Source organism: Streptomyces sp. R28, from assembly GCF_041052385.1.
GTDB lineage: Bacteria > Actinomycetota > Actinomycetes > Streptomycetales > Streptomycetaceae > Streptomyces.
Genome location: NZ_CP163439.1, coordinates 4798931 through 4818258 on the forward strand (window position 1 = coordinate 4798931; position 19328 = coordinate 4818258).

General features: G+C 71.7%; 14 protein-coding genes. 2 read left to right on the forward strand and 12 right to left on the reverse strand.

Annotation, left to right across the window (positions count from 1 at the left end; all coding sequences use genetic code 11):
• Window positions 1–61 precede the first annotated feature (61 nt).
• From AB5J49_RS21140 to AB5J49_RS21175, 8 genes are all read right to left on the reverse strand, one after another.
• Complete coding sequence (locus tag AB5J49_RS21140; RefSeq protein ID WP_369170181.1) at window positions 62–676, reverse strand: TetR/AcrR family transcriptional regulator; 615 nt, start codon at window positions 674–676, stop codon at window positions 62–64.
• Complete coding sequence (locus AB5J49_RS21145) at window positions 664–1398, reverse strand: enoyl-CoA hydratase family protein (RefSeq protein WP_369170182.1); 735 nt, start codon at window positions 1396–1398, stop codon at window positions 664–666. The genes AB5J49_RS21140 and AB5J49_RS21145 overlap by 13 nt, the downstream gene beginning before the upstream one ends.
• Window positions 1395–2972: a 4-coumarate--CoA ligase family protein gene (locus AB5J49_RS21150; RefSeq protein ID WP_369170183.1), complete on the reverse strand. Its 1578-nt coding sequence runs from the start codon at window positions 2970–2972 to the stop codon at window positions 1395–1397. Before AB5J49_RS21150 ends, AB5J49_RS21145 begins: the two co-directional genes overlap by 4 nt.
• A gap of 36 nt (window positions 2973–3008) precedes the next feature.
• On the reverse strand, window positions 3009–4175 hold the full coding sequence (locus AB5J49_RS21155; RefSeq protein WP_369170184.1) for an acyl-CoA dehydrogenase family protein: 1167 nt from the start codon (window positions 4173–4175) through the stop codon (window positions 3009–3011).
• On the reverse strand, window positions 4172–6013 hold the full coding sequence (locus AB5J49_RS21160; RefSeq protein WP_369175210.1) for a biotin carboxylase N-terminal domain-containing protein: 1842 nt from the start codon (window positions 6011–6013) through the stop codon (window positions 4172–4174). The genes AB5J49_RS21155 and AB5J49_RS21160 overlap by 4 nt, the downstream gene beginning before the upstream one ends.
• Window positions 6014–6123: 110 nt before the next feature.
• Window positions 6124–7722 (reverse strand): acyl-CoA carboxylase subunit beta, encoded by a 1599-nt coding sequence (locus tag AB5J49_RS21165; protein ID WP_369170185.1) that lies wholly within the window; start codon window positions 7720–7722, stop codon window positions 6124–6126.
• Window positions 7719–9470 (reverse strand): acyclic terpene utilization AtuA family protein, encoded by a 1752-nt coding sequence (locus AB5J49_RS21170; protein ID WP_369170186.1) that lies wholly within the window; start codon window positions 9468–9470, stop codon window positions 7719–7721. The genes AB5J49_RS21165 and AB5J49_RS21170 overlap by 4 nt, the downstream gene beginning before the upstream one ends.
• Window positions 9467–10261, reverse strand: a complete 795-nt coding sequence (locus tag AB5J49_RS21175; protein WP_369170187.1) for a TIGR03084 family metal-binding protein — start codon at window positions 10259–10261, stop codon at window positions 9467–9469. Before AB5J49_RS21175 ends, AB5J49_RS21170 begins: the two co-directional genes overlap by 4 nt.
• Before the next feature lie 221 nt (window positions 10262–10482).
• Between AB5J49_RS21175 and AB5J49_RS21180 the strand changes: the two genes are divergently transcribed.
• A complete protein-coding gene (locus AB5J49_RS21180) occupies window positions 10483–11430 on the forward strand; it encodes a hypothetical protein (protein WP_369170188.1) in 948 nt (315 codons plus the stop codon).
• Window positions 11431–11471: 41 nt separating this feature from the next.
• Here the strand turns inward: AB5J49_RS21180 and AB5J49_RS21185 are convergent, their stop codons facing one another.
• The 3 genes from AB5J49_RS21185 to AB5J49_RS21195 all read right to left on the reverse strand — a co-directional run bounded on the left by AB5J49_RS21185 (window position 11472) and on the right by AB5J49_RS21195 (window position 16975).
• Window positions 11472–12476, reverse strand: coding sequence for a DMT family transporter (locus AB5J49_RS21185; protein ID WP_369170189.1), 1005 nt, complete (start codon window positions 12474–12476; stop codon window positions 11472–11474).
• Between the two features lie 159 nt (window positions 12477–12635).
• The gene (locus tag AB5J49_RS21190) at window positions 12636–13760 is read right to left on the reverse strand and encodes a lipid II:glycine glycyltransferase FemX (RefSeq protein ID WP_369170190.1); all 1125 of its coding nucleotides are present in this window, start codon (window positions 13758–13760) and stop codon (window positions 12636–12638) included.
• Window positions 13761–13960: 200 nt separating this feature from the next.
• A complete protein-coding gene (locus tag AB5J49_RS21195; protein ID WP_369170191.1) occupies window positions 13961–16975 on the reverse strand; it encodes an FAD-binding and (Fe-S)-binding domain-containing protein in 3015 nt (1004 codons plus the stop codon).
• A 156-nt stretch (window positions 16976–17131) separates the two neighbouring features.
• On the opposite strand from AB5J49_RS21195, the gene serC reads away from it, so the two are divergent.
• Window positions 17132–18250, forward strand: a complete 1119-nt coding sequence (serC, locus tag AB5J49_RS21200; protein ID WP_369170192.1) for a phosphoserine transaminase — start codon at window positions 17132–17134, stop codon at window positions 18248–18250.
• A gap of 89 nt (window positions 18251–18339) precedes the next feature.
• On the opposite strand, the gene AB5J49_RS21205 is transcribed toward serC, so the two are convergent.
• The gene (locus AB5J49_RS21205) at window positions 18340–19308 is read right to left on the reverse strand and encodes an alpha/beta fold hydrolase (protein ID WP_369170193.1); all 969 of its coding nucleotides are present in this window, start codon (window positions 19306–19308) and stop codon (window positions 18340–18342) included.
• Between the last annotated feature and the right edge of the window lie 20 nt (window positions 19309–19328).

Below are 19328 nucleotides of genomic sequence, written 5' to 3' on the forward strand. Positions count from 1 at the left end.
GACAACGCCTCAGCCCGGCGCCTCAGCACAACGCCTCGGCCCGGCGCCTCAGCCCAGCGCCTCAGCCCAGCGCTCCTTCCAGCAACACCGCCCACTGCGCCACCACCCTCTCCCGGCGGGCGGCGTCGTCCGTGAGGAGGTTGGCCAGGCCCAGGCCGCGGGCCATGTCGAGGAGGCCCTGGACCGTTTCGCGTACGCCGGGGCGGGACTCGTCCGCGCCCAGCAGGTCCACCGCGATGTGGTGGGTCTCCCGGCCCACCCGGGCCTCCAGTTCGGTGACCCTCGGGCGCAGCTGCTCCTCGTTCGACGCGGCCACCCACAGGTGCAGGGCGGCGCGGAAGAGCGGGCCGGTGTAGAGGTCGACGAGGGCGGACACGACCGCGCGCCGGTCGCCCGCGGCACCCTGCGGGAACAGGGCGCGCAGGGCGAGGGAGCGTTCCTCGGCGACGTACTCGACCGCCGCGGTGAAGAGGTCCTCGCGGGTCGGGAAGTGGTGCTGGGCGGCGCCGCGGGAGACTCCGGCGCGTTCGGCGACGACGGAGACCGTGGAGCCCGCCCAGCCGTGCTCGGCGAGGCAGGCCACGGCGGCTTCCAGGAGCCGTTGCCGGGTGGCCCGGCTGCGGTCCTGTTTGGGGACGCGGTCCACGCGGTCGCCGGCTGTGCTCACACCACCCATTCGGGATCCCGTCTTTCGAGGAAGGCCGTCATCCCCTCGCGGGCCTGCGCGCAGGAGAACAGCCGGGCCGAGAGCGCGGTCAGGTCGGCCGCGTCCCGGTCGAAGGTCTCCAGCACCCTAGCCGTGAGCAGCGCCTTCGTCTCGGCCAGGGCCTGGGGGGAGGCGCGGCGCAGACCGTCCAGGACGGGGGCCAGCGTCTCGTCGACGTCCTCGCCCTCCGCCGTGAGCAGGCCCATGCGGGCGGCCTCCGGCGCGGTGAAGCGTTCGCCGGTGAGGTAGTAGCGGGCCAGGGCGCGGGGGTCGGTGCGGGGCAGGAGCGGGAGGGAGATGACCGCCGGGGCCACTCCGATGCGGACCTCCGTGAAGGCGAAGGTGGCTTCCCGCGACGCTGCCGATATGTCGCAGGCGGCGAGCAGGCCCAGGCCGCCCGCGCGCACGTGGCCGTTGACCCGGGCGACCACGGGTTTGGGCAGTTCCACGATCTGCCGGAGCAGCGCCACCAGTCCGTCGGGGGGCGGGGGGTCGCGCAGGTCGGCGCCCGCGCAGAAGGTGTTGCCGGTGTGGGTGAGGACGATGGCGCGTACGCCGGCGTCCTTGGCGCAGTCCGTCAGCGCGTCGGTCAGCTCGCCCACCAGCGCCGCCGAGAGCGCGTTGCGGTTGTCCGGGGAGTCCAGGGCGAGGGTCTCCACGGCACGCGCGCGTGTACGGCCGATCAGTGTCATGTGGCCTCCTTGAGTGCCCGCAGCTCGCGGCGCAGGATCTTGCCGGAGGCGGCTCGCGGGACTCCGTCGATGTAGGTGACCTGGCGGACGCGCTTGTAGGGGGCGACGCGTTCGGCGACGTACATCATGACCTCTCCTTCGGAGAGGTCGGCGGCGGACGGCTGGCGGACCACGTAGGCGTGCGGGACTTCGTTGCCGTCGTCGTTGTAGACGCCGATCACCGCCGCGTCCGCGATGCCGGGGTGGGTGAGCAGGAGTGCCTCCAGTTCGGCGGGGGCCACCTGGAAGCCCTTGTACTTGATGAGTTCCTTGACGCGGTCGACGACGAACAGCCAGCCGTCGGCGTCGACATGGCCGACGTCGCCGGTGTGCAGCCAGCCGTCGGGGTCGATCATCGCGGCGGTGGCGTCGGGGCGGCCGAGGTAGCCCTTCATGACCTGGGGGCCGCGGATGAGGATCTCGCCGGACTCGCCGATGCCGAGGTCCTTGTCGGGGTCGTCGAGGGAGACGATGCGCATCTCGGTGCCGGCGATGAGCCTGCCGACGGTTCCGGCGGGCGCGTCGTTCATGGCGTCCAGGGGGACGACGTGGGTGCCGGGGGACAGTTCCGTCATGCCGTACGCCTGGCCGACCGGCGGCAGGCCCAGGCGCTGCGAGCAGGCGGCCGCGAGCTTCGCGTCCAGGGGCGCGGCGGCGCTGACGATGTACTTCAGCGACGACAGGTCGTACTGCGCGACCAGCGGGTGCTTGGCGAGGGCGAGGACGATCGGCGGGGCCACGTACAGGCCGGTGATGCGGTGGTTCTGGATCGCCGCGAGGAAGGTCTCCAGGTCGAAGCGGGGCAGGACGACGACCGTCGCGCCCAGCCTCAGGGGCGCGTTCATCAGGGCGGTCAGGCCGTAGATGTGGAAGAAGGGCAGCACGGCGAGGATGCGGTCGCCGGGGCCGGCCGGGATGACGGATTCGAGCTGGGCGAGGTTGGTGGCGATCTGCCGGTGGGTGAGCATCACGCCCTTGGGTATGCCGGTGGTGCCCGACGAGTACGGCAGGGCCGCGACGTCCGTCACGGGGTCGATGTCGGTCTGCGGTTCGGGGGCCGCGGACGCCAGCATGTCGACGAGTGAGCGGTGTCCGGGTGCGCTGTCGCAGACGAAGATCTCCCGGACCCCGCCGGAGAGTTCGGCGGCCCGGCGTGCCGCCTGGAGCAGCGGCGAGACGGTGACGATCCAGCGGGCCGCCGAGTCCTTCAGCTGCTTGGCGAACTCCTCGGGCGTGGCGAGCGGATGCACGGTGGTGACGGAGGCACCCGCGCGCGTGGCCGCGTAGAAGGCGGTCGGGAAGGCGACGGTGTTGGGGCTGTGCAGGGCGAGGACGTCTCCCTTGCGGACGCCCGCCTCGGCGAGGCCGGCGGCGATGCGCCGGTGGAAGCGGTCGAGCTGTTCGTACGTGAGGGTGGTGCCGTCCGTGCCGTCGATGAGCGCGGGTGCGTCACCGAATACGGCGGCCCGGCCCAGTACGGCTTCGTGGATGGGGAGTTCTACGGCCGGGACGTCTGCGTACTCGCTGCGGAACACGGTTCCTCCTCGCGACACGGTGCCGTACGGATGCCGTCAGTACGACTTGGGCAGGCCAAGAGTCTGGTGGGAGACGTAGTTGAGAATCATCTCCCGGCTCACCGGAGCAATACGAGACACGCGCGCGGCGGTTATCAACGAGGCCAGTCCGAATTCGCGGGTGAGGCCGTTTCCGCCGAGGGTGTGCACGGCCTGGTCGACCGCCTTCACGCAGGCCTCCCCGGCGGCGTACTTCGCCATGTTGGCGGCCTCGCCGGCGCCCACGTCGTCTCCGGCGTCGTACAGGTGGGCGGCCTTCTGCATCATCAGGCGGGCCAGTTCGAGGTCGATGTGCGCCTGGGCGAGGGGGTGGGCGATGGCCTGGTGGGCGCCGATGGGGGCCTTCCAGACGGTGCGGTCGCGCGCGTACTCGACGGCACGCGCGAGGGCGTACCGTCCCATGCCGATCGCGAAGGCGGCCGTCATGACGCGTTCGGGGTTGAGGCCGGCGAAGAGCTGGAGGAGGCCCGCGTCCTCGTCGCCGACGAGCGCGTCGGCGGGGAGCCGTACGTCGTCGAGGGTCAGCTCGAACTGCTTCTCGGCGGCGGCGAGTTCCATGTCGATGCGGTGGCGTGTGAAGCCTTCCGCGTCGCGCGGGACGATGAAGAGGCAGGGCTTGAGGCTGCCGGTGCGGGCGTCTTCGGTGCGGCCGACTATGAGGGTGGCGTCGGCTGTGTCGACGCCGGAGATGAAGACCTTGCGGCCGGTGAGCAGCCAGTCGCCGGTGTCCGGGTCGCGGCGGGCCGTGGTGGTGATGCGGTGGCTGTTGGAGCCGGCGTCGGGTTCGGTGATGCCGAAGGCCATGGTGCGGGTGCCGTCGGCGAGGCCGGGGAGCCAGTGCTGCTTCTGGGCGTCGGTGCCGAAGCGGGCGATCACTGTGCCGCAGATCGCCGGGGAGACGACCATCATGAGGAGGGGGCAGCCTGCCGCGCCGAGTTCTTCGAGGACGAGGGAGAGTTCGGCGATTCCGCCGCCTCCGCCGCCGTACTCCTCGGGGAGGTTGACGCCCAGGTAGCCGAGTTTCGCGGCCTCGGACCAGAGTTCCCCGGGGTGGCGGCCCTCACCGACGATCCTGGTGATGTAGTCGCGTCCGTACCGCTTTCCCAGCTGGGCGACGGCGGCGCGCAGGGCTCGGTGCTCGTCCGTTTCGATGATGGCGCTCACTGGTCCTCCTCCACGACGGCCAGCAACGCGCCGACCTCCACCTGCCGGCCGAGCACGGCGTGCAAGGCGCTCAGCGTCCCTGAGACGGGCGCTGCGATCTTGTGCTGCATCTTCATCGCCTCCAGCCACAGCAGGGGCTCTCCGGCCCGTACGGCCGCTCCTACGGTCAGGCCGTCGGCGACGCGGACGACTGTCCCCGGCATGGGGGCGAGGAGGGACCCGGGGGTGTGCTGCGCGGCCGGGTCCGGGAAACGGGGCAGCGCGGTGAGGCGCGTGGCGTTGACGTGGATCTCGTCGCCGTACCTGGCGACGTCGAACTTCCTTCGTACGCCGTCCACTTCGAGTACGACCAGACGGGCGTCCGCGTGTACGACCCGGACGCCGTCGGCGACGAGGCCCTCCCGCGTGTGCCGGTAGTGGACCTCGATCTCCTCACCCGCCCTCGCGTAGCGCCTGGCCTGCGGCTGGGAGGGCACGTTGCGCCAGCCGCCGAAGCGGGAGCGGCCGTGGGCGTCGGACAGGGCCGCGGCCAGGGGGGCGTGCGGGTCGGGGGCCGGCTCGGTCAGGTCGGTCAGGTGGCGGTCGTAGAAGCCGGTGTCCATCTCGGCCGACGTGAACTCCTCGTGCCGCAGTGAGCGGACCAGGAGGTCGCGGTTGGTGACCGGGCCGTGGAGCGTCGCCCGTTCCAGGGCGCCGGCGAGTTTGCGGATCGCGCCCGCGCGCGTGGGGGCGTGGGCGACGAGCTTGGCGAGCATCGGGTCGTAGTGGACGCCGATGTCGTCGCCGTCGGCGAAGCCGGTGTCCAGCCGGACGCCCTCGGGTACGGCGAAACGGTGCAGGGTGCCGGTCTGCGGGGCCCAGTCCTGGGCCGGGTCCTCGGCGTAGAGGCGGGCCTCGACCGCGTGGCCACGCGCGCGTGGGGGCTCGGCTTCCAGGGCGTGGCCCTCGGCCACCTGGATCTGGAGGGCGACCAGGTCGATGCCGTGCACGGCTTCCGTCACGGGGTGTTCGACCTGGAGGCGGGTGTTCATCTCCAGGAAGTGGGGCTTGCCGTCGGCGACGAGGAACTCGACCGTGCCGGCACCCACGTAGTCCACGGCACGCGCGGCGCGTACGGACAGGGCGCGCAACTCCTGCGCGAGCCCCGCGGACAGTCCGGGCGCCGGGGCCTCCTCGATGACCTTCTGGTGGCGGCGCTGGAGGGAGCAGTCGCGGGTGCCGAGGGCCCAGACCGTGCCGTGTGTGTCGGCGAGGATCTGCACCTCGACGTGGCGGCCGTTCTCCACGTACGGCTCGACGAACACCTCACCGTCGCCGAAGGCGCTCGCGGCCTCGGTGCGCGCGCTCTCCAGGGCGGCGGTCAGCTCCTCCAGGCGGCGCACGACACGCATGCCGCGCCCGCCGCCGCCCGCGGCCGCCTTCACCAGCACGGGCAGGTCGGTCTCGGTCACCTCGCCCAGGGGGGCCGGCCCCATCATCCGTTTCGCCCGCGTCTTGGACGCCATCGCCTCGATCGCCTCCGGCGGCGGGCCGATCCAGACCAGCCCCGCGTCGAGGACGGCGCGCGCGAAGTCGGCGTTCTCGGAGAGGAAGCCGTAGCCGGGGTGCACGGCGTCCGCGCCGGAGGCCACGGCCGCCTTCACGATCAGGTCGCCGTCCAGGTACGTGGCGGAGGGCGCCGCCCCCGGCAGCCGTACCGCCGTGTCGGCCACGCGCGCGTGGAGGGCGTTCTCGTCGGCGTCCGAGTGCACGGCGACCGTCCGGATTCCCCACTCACGGCAGGTGCGGAAGATGCGGCAGGCGATCTCGCCCCGGTTGGCGACGAGCAGAGAGGTGATCGCCGAAGTTGTCGCTGAGCTGGTCGCTGAAGTTGTCGCTGACGTTGGTGTTGACGTTGTTGCTGAAGTTGTCACTGAAGGTGCCCTCACAGCATCGGTCACTGGATCCCTCACATCCGGAAGACGCCGAAGCCGCCGCGCGCGCCCTCATAGGGCGCCGTGTGAATGGCGGACAGGCACATACCAAGGACGGTTCGGGTGTCGCGCGGATCTATGACGCCGTCGTCGTACAGCCGCCCTGACAGGAACATCGGCAGCGACTCCGACTCGATCTGCTGCTCCACCATGGCGCGCAGGGCGGCGTCCGCCTCCTCGTCGTACGGATGGCCCTTCGCGGCCGCCGACTGCCGGGCCACGATCGAGAGCACGCCGGCGAGCTGCTGGGGGCCCATGACGGCCGACTTGGCGCTGGGCCAGGCGAAGAGGAAGCGGGGGTCGTAGGCGCGGCCGCACATGCCGTAGTGGCCGGCGCCGTAGGACGCACCCATGAGGACGGAGAGATGGGGCACGCGGCTGTTGCTGACCGCGTTGATCATCATGGCGCCGTGCTTGATGATGCCGCCCTGCTCGTACTGGCTGCCCACCATGTAGCCGGTGGTGTTGTGCAGGAACAGCAGCGGGATGTCGCGCTGGTTGGCGAGCTGGATGAACTGGGCGGCCTTCTGGGACTCCTCGCTGAACAGGACCCCCTGGGCGTTCGCCAGCACGCCGATCGGATAGCTGTGGAGGGCCGCCCAGCCGGTGGTCAGGCTCGTGCCGTACATCGGCTTGAACTCGTCGAAGTCCGAGGCGTCGACGATGCGGGCGATGACCTCGCGCGGGTCGAAGGGGGTCTTGAGGTCGCCGGGGACGATGCCGAGGAGTTCGTCGGCGGAGTACTTGGGGGCTTCGGCGGGGCCCGGATCGCCGTACGCCTTGCGGTGGTTGAGGCGGGCGACCACGCGACGTGCCTGCCGCAACGCGTCCGGCTCGTCGGCCGCGAAGTAGTCGGCGAGACCCGACACGCGCGCGTGCATCTGCGCGCCGCCCAGCGACTCGTCGTCGCTCTCCTCGCCGGTCGCCATCTTCACCAGGGGCGGACCGCCGAGGAACACCTTGGCGCGCTCCTTGACCATGATCACGTGGTCGGACATGCCGGGGACGTACGCGCCGCCTGCGGTCGAGTTGCCGAAGACGACCGCGACGGTGGGGATCCCGGCCGCCGACAGCCGTGTCAGGTCCCGGAAGATGGCGCCTCCGGGGATGAAGATCTCCTTCTGGGACGGCAGGTCGGCACCGCCCGACTCGACGAGGTTGATGACCGGCAGCCGGTTGGCGAGGGCGATGTCGTTCGCGCGCAGGGCCTTCTTCAGCGACCAGGGATTGCTCGCTCCCCCGCGCACGGTCGGGTCGTTGGCGGTGATCAGGCACTCCACGCCCTCGACGACCCCGATGCCGGTGACGAGGGACGCGCCGACCGTGTAGTCGCTGCCCCAGGCGGCCAGCGGCGACAGCTCCAGGAACGGCGTGTCGGGGTCGAGGAGCAGCTCGATGCGCTCGCGCGCGAGGAGCTTGCCGCGCCCCCGATGCCGTTCGACGTACTTCTGCCCGCCGCCCGCGAGGGCCTTGGCGTGCTCGGCGTCGAGGTCGGCGAGCTTGGCGAGCATGGTCTCGCGGTTGGCCGCGTAGTCGGGGCTCTTCGTGTCCAGGGAAGAGGCGAGGGTCGTCACAGGAGGATCTCCGGGATGTCGAGGTGGCGGCTGCGCAGCCATTCGCCGAGGGCCTTGGCCTGTGGGTCGAAGCGGTGCTGGGCGGCGACGCCCTCGCCGAGGATCCCTTCGACTACGAAGTTGAGGGCGCGGAGGTGGGGAAGCGGGTGCCGGGTGACCTTCAGCTGCCCGGCTTCCGGGATCAGCTGCCGGAATCTGTCGGCCGTGAGCTCATGCGCGAGCCAGCGCCAGGCGTCGTCCGTCCGAACCCAGACACCGACATTGGCGTTCCCGCCTTTGTCCCCGCTGCGGGCGCCGGCGACGAGGCCGAGGGGGGCGCGCTTCGTGGGCGCGGGTGGCAGCGGCTCCGGTAGGGGCTCCGGTAGGGGCGGCTCCGGTACATCGTCGAGTCCGGCCGTGTCGTGGGCCGGCGGTACGTGGGCCGGCGGTATGTGGGCCGGCGGTATGTGGGCCGGCGGCACAGGAACCCGGCGTCCGTCGTGGAGGACGGCCACATGGTCGACGGCACCATGGGGGACGTACACATCCTCGAAGACCCCATAGGGCGAGCCCTTTCCGGGTGGTGCGAGCACATGGAAGCCGGGGTAACTGGCGAGCGCCAGCTCCACGGCGGCCCCGCTCAGCGCCCGTCCGACGACCGCTTGGTCCGCGTCGCGTACGACCAGCCGCAGCAGCGCGCTCGCCATCTCCTCGGTCGGGGCGTCGGGCCGGTCGGTGCGGACGAGCTCCCAACGGACTTCGGCGGGCGGCGACTTGGCGAACGCGTCCGTCATCTGCTCGCGCACGAGAGCGGCCTTGGCCTCGATGTCGAGGCCGGTGAGCACGAAGGCGACCTCGTTCCGGAAGCCGCCGAGGCGGTTGACGCCGACCTTCAGCGTCGGGGGCGGCGCCTCGCCCCGTACGCCCTCGATGCGGACGCGATCCGGCCCGTCCTGCAGCAGCCGTACGGTGTCGAGGCGGGTGGTGACATCCGGCCCCGCGTACCGGGCACCCGCCGTCTCGTACAGCAGCTGGGCCGTCACCGTGCCGACGTCGACGAAGCCGCCCGTGCCGGGGTGCTTGGTGATGACGCTGGTGCCGTCCCCGTGGAGCTCGGCCAGTGGGAAGCCGGGGCGACGGAGGTCGCGCCCCTCCTCGTGGAAGAAGGCGTAGTTGCCGCCGGTCGCCTGCGCCCCGCACTCCAGCACATGCCCGGCGACGACCGCGCCCGCGAGCCGGTCGTACTCCCCCGGCCCCCACCCGAAGTGGGCGGCGGCGGGCCCCGTGACCAGGGCGGCGTCCGTCACCCGCCCGGTGACCACGATGTCCGCGCCCTCTCGCAGGCAGGCGGCGATGCCGAAGCCGCCGAGGTAGGCGTGGGCGGCGAGGCTGCCCGGGGTGGCGGCGGTGAGGTCGTCACCCTCGACATGGGCGACCCGGACGGGGATGCCCAGGCGATCGGCCAACTGCCGTACGGCGTCTGCCAGTCCGTCCGGATTGAGACCGCCCGCGTTGGCGACGATCCGGACGCCCCGCTCGTGCGCGAGCCCCAGGCACTCCTCCAGCTGCCGCAGGAAGGTGCGGGCGTATCCGGCGCCGGGGTCCTTCAGCCGGTCCCGGCCGAGGATCAGCATGGTCAGTTCGGCGAGGTAGTCGCCGGTCAGGACGTCCAGTTCGCCGCCGGTGAGCATCTCGCGCATGGCGTCGAAACGGTCGCCGTAGAAGCCGGAGGCGTTGCCGATCCGCAGGGGACGGGGCGTGGGCGTCACTGAGCGGCCCCCTTCGGCACGCGGCCCTTGCCGGGCGGGCCCGCGAAGACCTGGGCGATGTCGAACCAGCGGTCGGCGTCCTCGCCCTCGGCACGCAGGGCGAGATCGGAGCGGTGGGCCCGCTGGGTGACCAGGAGGCAGAAGTCGAGAGCGGGGCCGGTCACGCGCTGGGAGGCGTCTTCGGGACCGTAGGTCCACAACTCGCCGGACGGTGAGACGAGTTCGACGCGGAATTCTTCGAGCGGCGCGGGGAGTCCGTGCACGCCGAAGGCGAAGTCCCGGGTCCGCACCCCGATCCGCACCACATGCTTCAGCCGGTCGGTAGGTGCGCGCACCACACCCAGTGCGTCGGCGACGTCCAGACCGTGGGCCCAGGTCTCCATAAGTCGGGCCGTCGCCATGGAGGCGGACGACATGGGCGGGCCGTACCAGGGGAAGCGGGCGCCCTGTGGCGCCTCACGCAAGGCCGCATCGAGGGCGACCCGCCCATCCCGCCACCGCGCCAGCAGCTCGGCCGGCGGGAGACCGGCCCCCTCCTCGGCCCCCTCGTCGACGAACGAACCCGGGGTGGCCAGCGCCTTCTCCACCAGTGCGTGGAACGCGTCCACGTCGGTCACCGCCAGCAGCGCCGAGTGGTCCGTCCAGGCGAGGTGCGCGATCTGGTGGGCGACGCACCAGCCGGGCGCGGGTGTCGCCCGTGCCCACTGCTCGGGACTCAACTCGGCCACGAGCCGGTCGAGTTCCTCGCTCTCCTCGCGCAGATCGTCGAACACGGGCCTGAGATCGGACACGGTGCGCTCCCCTCGGGGCACGGCGGTGTGCGGGGTGGTGCGGCGTGGTGAGGAGCATGGCAGTGGAGAAGAAAACAAGCAAGCACGCTTGCATTAATTCGGAAGTGTTCACGCGGGGAAGGGTGTGGGTGTGGATGTGACGCGCGATCAATACACTCGGCCGTCGCGCCTGTCGCATCAGCAACGCAACGCGTGAGTCACGCATCGGGGGAAGCACGACGATGAGCAACTGGAACCCGGGCGGGCAGCCGCCCTACGACCCGCACGGGCAACAGCCGTTCCCGCCGCAGCCCGGGCCGTTTCCGCAGCAGCCGGGACCGTTTTCACCGCAGCCCGGGTCGTACCCGCCGCCGCACCCCTACGCGCCGCACCCCCATCCGCCCTACCCGCCGTACCCAGTGCCGCCGACGCCCGCACCACCCGGGCCCTTCATGCGGCTGTGGCAGAAGATCGGGCCCATCCACACCGCGCGCAGGGTCTTCAAGCCGTCCAGGCCTGGGATCGTCGAGGACCCCGTGGTGGCCCGCATGCAGAAGATCCGCACCTATGTGGGGCTGGCTGCGATGGTGTGGCTGTCGGTCACATACAAGATCACCAAATCGATGAGCGACGTCGCCGACGACCGGCTCAACCAGTCCTGGATCAGCGTCCTGGTGCTGTGCGTGACCTTCCCGGTCGTCGTGGGTGTCCTGCTCGCGCTCGCCTCCCCTGAGGCCCGGCGGGAGTTGCTGCGCCGGAGCGCCAAGTGCTTCGGCGCGATGGTCGCCCTGGTGGCCGCGGTCTTCGTGTTCCCGGCCTCCGTGCTCACGGGCTTCGTCGAGGGCCGTTTCGCCACCAGCCCGGTGATGTCCGTCCTCACCTACACCGGCATCGCGCTCACCTTCGTGTGGGTGCTGCCCTTCGTCATCTGGGGCATCGGCCTGGCCCTCATCCATGTGTTCCGCACCGCCGACATCCACGAGGCGATGCCGCCGCTGCTGGCGATGGCGCTGGTGTGGGAGATGGCGCTGATCGACCTGTTCACGGACGCTTACGCGGGCGTGCCGGTGCCGGTCCGCATCGTGTTCACGCTCGGCGGCCCCGTCTCGGTGACCGCGGTGGGTCTGTGGGAACTGCGCCGACTGCGCGTCCATCACGGCCGTGGGATCCAGGGGTTGCTGATGCGCTAGCCCCGGCCGCGGGGGCGCCGAGCGCCGGGGCGCGAACGCGCCTAGTCGTTCGGAACGGCTTTCGCCTTCCCCTGACCCTCCTTCCCCTGACCCTTCCGCCGCCCCACCTTCCGCAGACCCGCGTCCCCCCGGCCCACCTGCGTGCGCACGGCCCCCATGCTTGCCGCGATGACCAGGGCGATCGCCAGGGCCTGCAGGGCGGAGAGGGCCTGGTCGAGGATGAGGAAGCCGGCGGTGGCGGCGAGGGCCGGCTCGAGGCTCATCAGGACGGCGAAGGTCGCTGCGGGCAGCCGGCGCAGGGCGAGGAGTTCGAGGGTGTAGGGGAGGACCGAGGAGAGGATGGCCACGGCCGCGCCCAGTCCGAGGGTCACGGGATCGGTGAGCTTCATGCCCGATTCGGCGATGCCCAAGGGGAGGAAGAGCACGGCGCCCACGGCCATCGCGAGCGCCAGCCCGTCGGCCTGTGGGAAGCGTCGGCCCGTGCGGGCGCTGAAGATTATGTAGGCCGCCCACATGGCGCCGGCCCCCAGGGCAAAGGCGACACCAATGGGGTCGAGGCTGCCGAAGCCTCCGCCACCGAGGAGGAAGACACCGGCCAGGGCGAGCCCGGCCCAGAGGACGTTGATCGCACGACGCGAGGACAGGACGGACAGGGCGAGCGGGCCGAGCACCTCGAGGGTGACCGCCGGGCCGAGCGGGATACGGGCGACCGACTGGTAGAAGAGGCCGTTCATCGCGGCCATGGTGGTACCGAAGACGATCACCGTGGCCCAGTCGGTACGCGAGTGACCGCGCAGGCGCGGCCGGCAGACCAGCAGCAGGACGACCGCCGCCACCAGCAGCCGTAGCGCCACCACACCGAGCGCACCGGCCCGCGGCATCAGGCTCACCGCCAGGGCGCCGCCGAACTGCACCGAGACGCCTCCGGCGAACACCAGGCCCACCGGGCCGAGGGAGCCCCAGCGGCGCGGGGCTCCGACCATCGGCTCGGGGACGGGCCGGGTGGGGGTCGCTGCGGGTGTTGCGGTGGCTTCAGGGGTGCTCACGGGCGTTCCAGGGCTCGACTCGGGGGTTCGTATTGTTCATCGTGCTGTACTGCCTGGTCCAGGGTATTGGACATGGTCAGGTGTGTGAACCCATTACGCCGCTGTCTCAGAGTGTGGCCGAGTGAATTCGGAGCGAGGGGCCGACCGGGGGCGGGCGAACTACCGCCGCGCCATGTACAGGTCCAACGCCTTGTGCAGCAGCCGGTTGAGCGGGAAGTCCCACTCCCCCAGACACTCGACGGCCTCTCCGCCCGCGCCCACCTTGAACCGCAGCAGGCCCAGCAGGTGGTTGGACTCCTCCAGCGTGTCGGTGATGCCGCGGAAGTCGTAGACGGCTGCGCCCAGTTCGTGGGCGTCGGTCATCATGCGCCACTGCATCGCGTTGTTCGGCTGGACCTCGCGCCTGCGGCTGGTGGAGGCGCCGTAGGAGTACCAGACGTGGTCGCCGACGGACAGCATGGTGGCGGCGGCGAGGGTGTCGCCGTCGTGGTGGGCGAGGTAGAGCCGCATGCGGTCGGGGTGCTCGGCGGTGAGCGCGGTCCACATCCGCTGGAAGTAGGGCAGGGGGCGGGGGATGAAACGGTCGCGCTCGGCGGTCTCGGCGTAGAGCTCGTAGAAGACGGGCAGGTCCTCGTAGCCGCCCCGCACGACCTTCACGCCGGCCTTCTCGGCTTTCTTGATATTGCGCCGCCACTGCTGGTTGAGGCCGCGGTGGATGTCGTCCAACGACCGCCCCGCGAACGGCACTTGGCATACGTACCGCGGCTGCCCGACGGCGAAGCCCTCCTCGCTGCCCGGCTCGGTCTGCCGCCAGCCGGCCCGCCGCAGCCGGTCGGCGACGTCGAGGGCGCGCGTCTCGCACGACGTGGGCTCCGCGTCGCGCAGCCGCCGGGCGGCCGGGTCGGCGATGGCCGCCTTCACCGCCTCGGTGTTCCAGCGGCGTACGACGACGGGCGGGCCCATCTTGACCGAGAAGGCGCCCTGCCGCTTGAGGTGGACGAGCATCGGCTCCAGCCAGCGCTCGCCGAGGTCGGGGGCGTACCAGTCGATGAGCGGGCCCTCGGGGAGATAGGCCAGGTATCGCCTCAGCTTCGGGAGCGGCCGGAAGAGGACGAGCCCCGCGCCGACCAGCCGCCCCGCCTCGTCGAACCACCCCAGACTCTCCGCCCGCCAGTCGGGTTTCACGTCGCCCCAGGACGGGACCTGCGTGTGGCTGGCGGAGGGGCGGGAGGCGACGAAGGCCAGGTGCTCGTCGCGGGTGATGGGCCGGAGGGTGAGGGGCATGGGTGGGCTCCTGTCGGGGGTCGGGGGTCGGCTGCTGTGTGTGGGTGGGCCGGACAAGCTGGGTGATCTTCCAGCCTATGCACGCCCCCTCGCGGCCTCACGGTCCCGCTGCCCGCTCGCTCACGATCGGCCTACATCCGAGCCCCGATCACGATCGGTCTGCCACCGGACTCCGTTCACGATCGCCCCGGAACCGTCCCTCACTCCCGGTCCCCCGGCAACCGCTCCGCCAGCTCCTCCGCCAGCTTCTCCGCCAGCACCTCCGCCAGATGCCTCCCCCGCACCCCCGCCAGCTGCTCCAGCTGCGTCCGGCAGGAGAACCCGTCCGCCAGCACCACGGTCCCCTCCCCCGCTTCCCGCACCGCCGGCAGCAACTGCTCCTCCGCGCACGCCACCGACACCTCGAAGTGCCCCTTCTCGAAGCCGAAGTTGCCCGCGAGACCGCAACACCCGCCGCTCAGTTCCCCGGTCAGCCCCGCGGCCTCACGCAGTCCGCGGTCCGCCGTGTCCCCCAGCACCGCGTGCTGATGGCAGTGGGTCTGCCCGACCGTCGGCCGGTCCACGCGGGGCGGCGTCCAGTCGGGCGCCAGTCGCTCCAGCGTCTCCGCGAAGGTCAGGACGCGGTCGGCCAGGAGGCGGGCCCGCGGATCGTCGTGCAGCAGTTCCGGCAGGTCCGCGCGGAGGGCTGCCGCGCAGCTCGGCTCCAGGACGACGACCGGGGCGGCCGTCTCCAGCACCGGCTCCATGAGGTCGAGCGTGCGCCGCAGCACGGCGCGGGCGCCGTCGAGCTGCCCCGTCGAGATGTACGTCAACCCGCAGCAGACGCGCCCCCGGCCCCGCAGGAGGGACACCGGGTCCAGCGCCACGGTCGTACCGCCGCCCACGGTCCGACCGTCACCCACCGACTCGCCCGCACCCGCCGTCCGACCGTCCCCCATGGTCCCGCCCGCCCCCGCCGGCGTCCTCTTCAGCCGCACCGTCGGCGGCAGCGCCACCCGCAGCCCGGCCGCCTCCAGCACGCGAACGGCCGCCTGCCCCACGGACGGCGAGAGGTGCTCGGTGAAGGTGTCCGGCCACAGGACGACCAGGTCGCCACCCCCGCCACCCCCGCCACCCCCGCCGCCCCCGAGATCCGCCTTCTCCCGCCGCCGCTCCCACCACTGGCTGAACGTCCGCGTCGCCAGCCGCGGGATCGCCCGCTCCGGCGCGATCCCGCCGAGCCGTTTCGCCGCCCGGGCCAAGGGCCCTACGGCGGCCAGCGCGTTGGCGAGTGACGCCGTACGCGTACGTGCCACCGCGCGCAGCCACTGGGGCAGTCGGCCCATGCTGTAGTGCGCGGCCGGGCGTCGGCGGCCCTGGTAGTGGTGGTGCAGGAACTCCGCCTTGTACGTGGCCATGTCGACCTCGACCGGGCAGTCGGACCGGCACCCCTTGCAGGACAGGCACAGGTCCAGCGCGTCCCGCACCTCCGTCGACCGCCATCCGTCGGTCACCAGTTCCCCGGCGAGCATCTCGTGCAGCAGCCGGGCCCGCCCGCGCGTGGAGTGCTCCTCCTCGCCGGTCGCGCGGAACGACGGGCACATGACGGCGGAGCCCGCGGCAGAACCTGCCACCGCCGTCGTACGGCACTTGGCGACCCCGACGCACCGCCGTACGGCTGCCGAGAAGTCGCCGCCGTCGGCCGGGTAGCCGAAGGCCACGTCCACCGGCTCGCGGGGCAGGACGGAGAAGCGGAGGTTCGAGTCGAGGGGGGTCGGGCGCACCAGCATCCCCGGGTTGAGCAGGTCGTCGGGGTCCCAGACGCCCTTGGCCCGCTCGAACAGCCCGACCATCTCGGCGCCGTACATCTTCGGCAGCAGCTCGGCGCGTGCCTGCCCGTCCCCGTGCTCCCCGGACAGCGAACCGCCGTGCGCGACGACGACCTCGGCGAGCTCCTCGGAGAAGTGCCGGAAACGGCCGACGCCCGCGTCCGTCAGCAGGTCGAAGTCGATACGGACGTGGATGCAGCCGTCCCCGAAGTGCCCGTACGGCGTGCCGCGCAGCCCGTGTGCGGTCAGCAGCGCGCGGAAGTCCCGCAGGTATGCCCCGAGCCGCTCCGGCGGCACCGCACAGTCCTCCCAGCCGGGCCAGGCCTCTCTCCCGTCCGGCATCCGGGTCGCCGTCCCGCTCGCGTCCTCCCGGATGCGCCACAGGGCCCGCTGCCCGGTCGGATCGGTCACGACCAGCGCGTCGACGACATCGGCGGCCCGCACGATCGCCTCCGCACGCGCGCGTGCCTCCGCCACCGACTCCCCGCCCGTCTCCACGAACAGCCAGGCACCGCCCCTGGGCAGCGCGGCGGACGCCGACTCCGGCACGAGGTCCTCCGCCATGCCCTCCACCGTCAGCGGCCGGTAGGGCAGCAGCCCTGCGGCCGCCTCGGCGGCGGCGCTCTCGTCGGCGTACGCCAGCACGGCGAGCGCACGCGCGCGTGGCGCCTGAACCAGTTCTACGGTCGCCTCGGTGAGGATCCCGAGGGTGCCCTCGCTCCCGCAGAAGGAACGGGCGACATCGGCGCCCTTCTCGGGCAGCAGGGCATCGAGCGCGTATCCGGAGATCCGGCGGGGCAGTTCGGGGAAGCCGGTGCGCAGCCGGGCCAGGTCCCCTTCCACCAGGTCCCGGAGTCCCCGCGGCGCGCCGGCCCACTCCTGCCCGAGCCGCAGCCGCTCCCCCCGTGCGGTGATCACGTCCAGCTCCCGCACGCTGTCCGCGGTCGTCCCCCACGCCACCGAGTGCGAGCCGCACGAGTTGTTGCCGATCATTCCGCCGAGCGTGCAGCGGCTGTGGGTGGAGGGGTCGGGGCCGAAGCGGAGGCCGTGCGGGGCGGCGGCGTCCTGGAGGCGGTCGAGGACGAGGCCGGGCTGGACGACGGCGGTGCGGGTCTGCGGGTCGAGGGACACGATCCGGTTCATGTGGCGGGTGAAGTCCAGGACGACCCCGGTGCCAGTGGCCTGTCCCGCGATGGATGTACCTCCACCACGTGCCACGACCGGCACCATGTGGTCGCGGCACACCTCCAGTACGGCTGCGACGTCCTCGGCATCATGTGGTGCGACCACACCCAGGGGGACTCGCCGGTAGTTGGAAGCGTCCATGGTGACCAGCGCCCGGGAGGTGACATCGAACCCGACCTCGCCCCGGACGACCTTGCGCAGCTCCGCCTCAAGTTCCGACATACGTCCACTACATCAGCCCGTCTGAGGACAAGGCCCCTTCAGGGCCGGTGCGGGGGTCTGGGGGCGGCAGCCCTCAACTCCGACGCCAGCCGAAACGCCGTCTCACCCGACGGACGAGGTTTCACCCAGGTTTCCCGAAACAGCTACGCTCCCACCGTGGCTGAGATCCAGATTCCCGCTGACATCAAGCCCGCCGACGGACGTTTCGGCGCGGGCCCCTCCAAGGTGCGGACGGAAGCGCTGGACGCGCTGGCCGCGACCGGTACCTCCCTCCTCGGCACCTCCCACCGCCAGGCCCCGGTCAAGAACCTGGTCGGCCAGGTGCGCGAGGGCATCTCCGAACTGTTCCAGCTGCCCGAGGGCTACGAGGTCGTCCTCGGCAACGGTGGCTCCACCGCGTTCTGGGACATCGCGACGTCCGGCCTGATCGAGAACAAGTCGCAGCACCTCACGTTCGGTGAGTTCAGCTCGAAGTTCGCCAAGGCCGCCAAGCTCGCCCCGTGGCTGGCCGAGCCGGAGGTCATCTCCACCGACCCGGGCACGCACCCCGAACCGGTCGCAGCTGCGGGCGTCGACGTGTACGCCTTCACGCACAACGAGACCTCCACCGGTGTCGCCATGCCGATCAAGCGCGTGGCCGGTGCCGACGAGGGCGCCCTCGTCCTCGTGGACGCGACGAGCGGCGCCGGCGGCCTGCCGGTCGACGTCTCCGAGACCGACGTCTACTACTTCGCCCCGCAGAAGTCGTTCGCCTCCGACGGCGGCCTGTGGATCGGCGTGTTCTCCCCGGCCGCCATCGAGCGCGCCGAGCGCATTCACGCCTCCGGCCGCCACATCCCGGAGTTCTTCTCGCTCCCCACGGCCATCGACAACTCCCGCAAGAACCAGACGTACAACACCCCCGCCCTCTCCACCCTCTTCCTGCTGAACCAGCAGCTGGAGTGGATCAACGGCCAGGGCGGCCTCGACTGGGCGGTCAGCCGTACGGCCACCTCCGCCCGCACCCTGTACGGCTGGGCCGAGGACATCAAGTACGCCAACCCGTTCGTCGCCGACCCGGCCAAGCGCTCCCAGGTCATCGGCACGATCGACTTCACGGACGAGATCGACGCCGCCGCCGTCGCCAAGGTGCTGCGCGCCAACGGCATCGTCGACACCGAGCCCTACCGCAAGCTCGGCCGCAACCAGCTCCGGGTGGCGATGTTCCCGGCGATCGACCCGGCGGACATCGACGCGCTGACGAAGTGCATCGACTATGTGATCGAGAAGCTGTAGGCGTTTGCCGTACGGCAATGAGTTTCCCGTACGACAGTGAGGGGCGCCCGGCGTTGGCCGGGCGCCCCTCACTCGTGCGGGGGCCGGTCTCAGCCCCGCAGCTCCGTCAGGAACTCGATCAGCGCGGCGTTCACTTCCGCGGGCCGCTCCTGCTGGGTCCAGTGGCCGCAGCCCGGCAGCACGATCGGCTCACGGCGCAGGGCGGGCATCAACTCCGGGAGACTCGCGATGAGTTCGGGCGTGCCCGGGAACGCCGGGACCAGATCGCGGTCGCCGTACATGTACAGCGCGGGCACGCTGACGACCGCGCCGTGCCAGGCGGCGGTGAGCTCCCAGTTGCGGTCCAGGTTGCGGTACCAGTTCAGGGCGCCGGTGAAGCCCTTGGCGTAGCTCTCGGTGAGCTCGTCCAGGTCCTTCTCGGTGAGCCAGTCCGGCAGCACCTCGGGGTCGGTCATCTCCGTGAGCCAGCCCCGCTCCGGGTCGGCCACCAGGGCCTGGTCGGGGCGGCCTGCGCCGGGAGCGTCACCGGAGGCGGAGTAGAACAACTTGCGCAGGGCGGTGCGCGTGTCCAGGGAGAACTCGGCGTCGGCGACGCCGGGCAGGTTGAAGTAGTTCCAGTAGAACCGCCCGCCGAACCGCTCCTGCATCGCCTGGAGCGGCGGCTGGTCCCCGCGGAACGGCGGCGGCACGCTCAGTCCCGCCACCCCGCGCACCACGTCGGGCCGCAGCAGCGCGGTGTGCCAGGCCACCGGTGCACCCCAGTCGTGCCCGACGACGAACGCCTCCTCCTCGCCCAGGGCGTGGATCAGCCCGACCACGTCCCCGACGAGATGAAGGATGCTGTACGCGTCCACGTCCTGCGGGTGATCGCTACGGCCGTATCCGCGCTGGTCGGGAGCGACCACCCGGAACCCGGCGGCGGCCAGCGGGCCGAACTGGTGGCGCCAGGAGTGCCAGGACTCGGGAAAGCCGTGCAGCAGCACGACGAGCGGGCCCTCGCCCTCCTCCGCGATGTGCAGCCGGATGCCGTTCACGTCGATCATGCGGTGCTCAACCATGCAGGCGAGCATACGCCTGT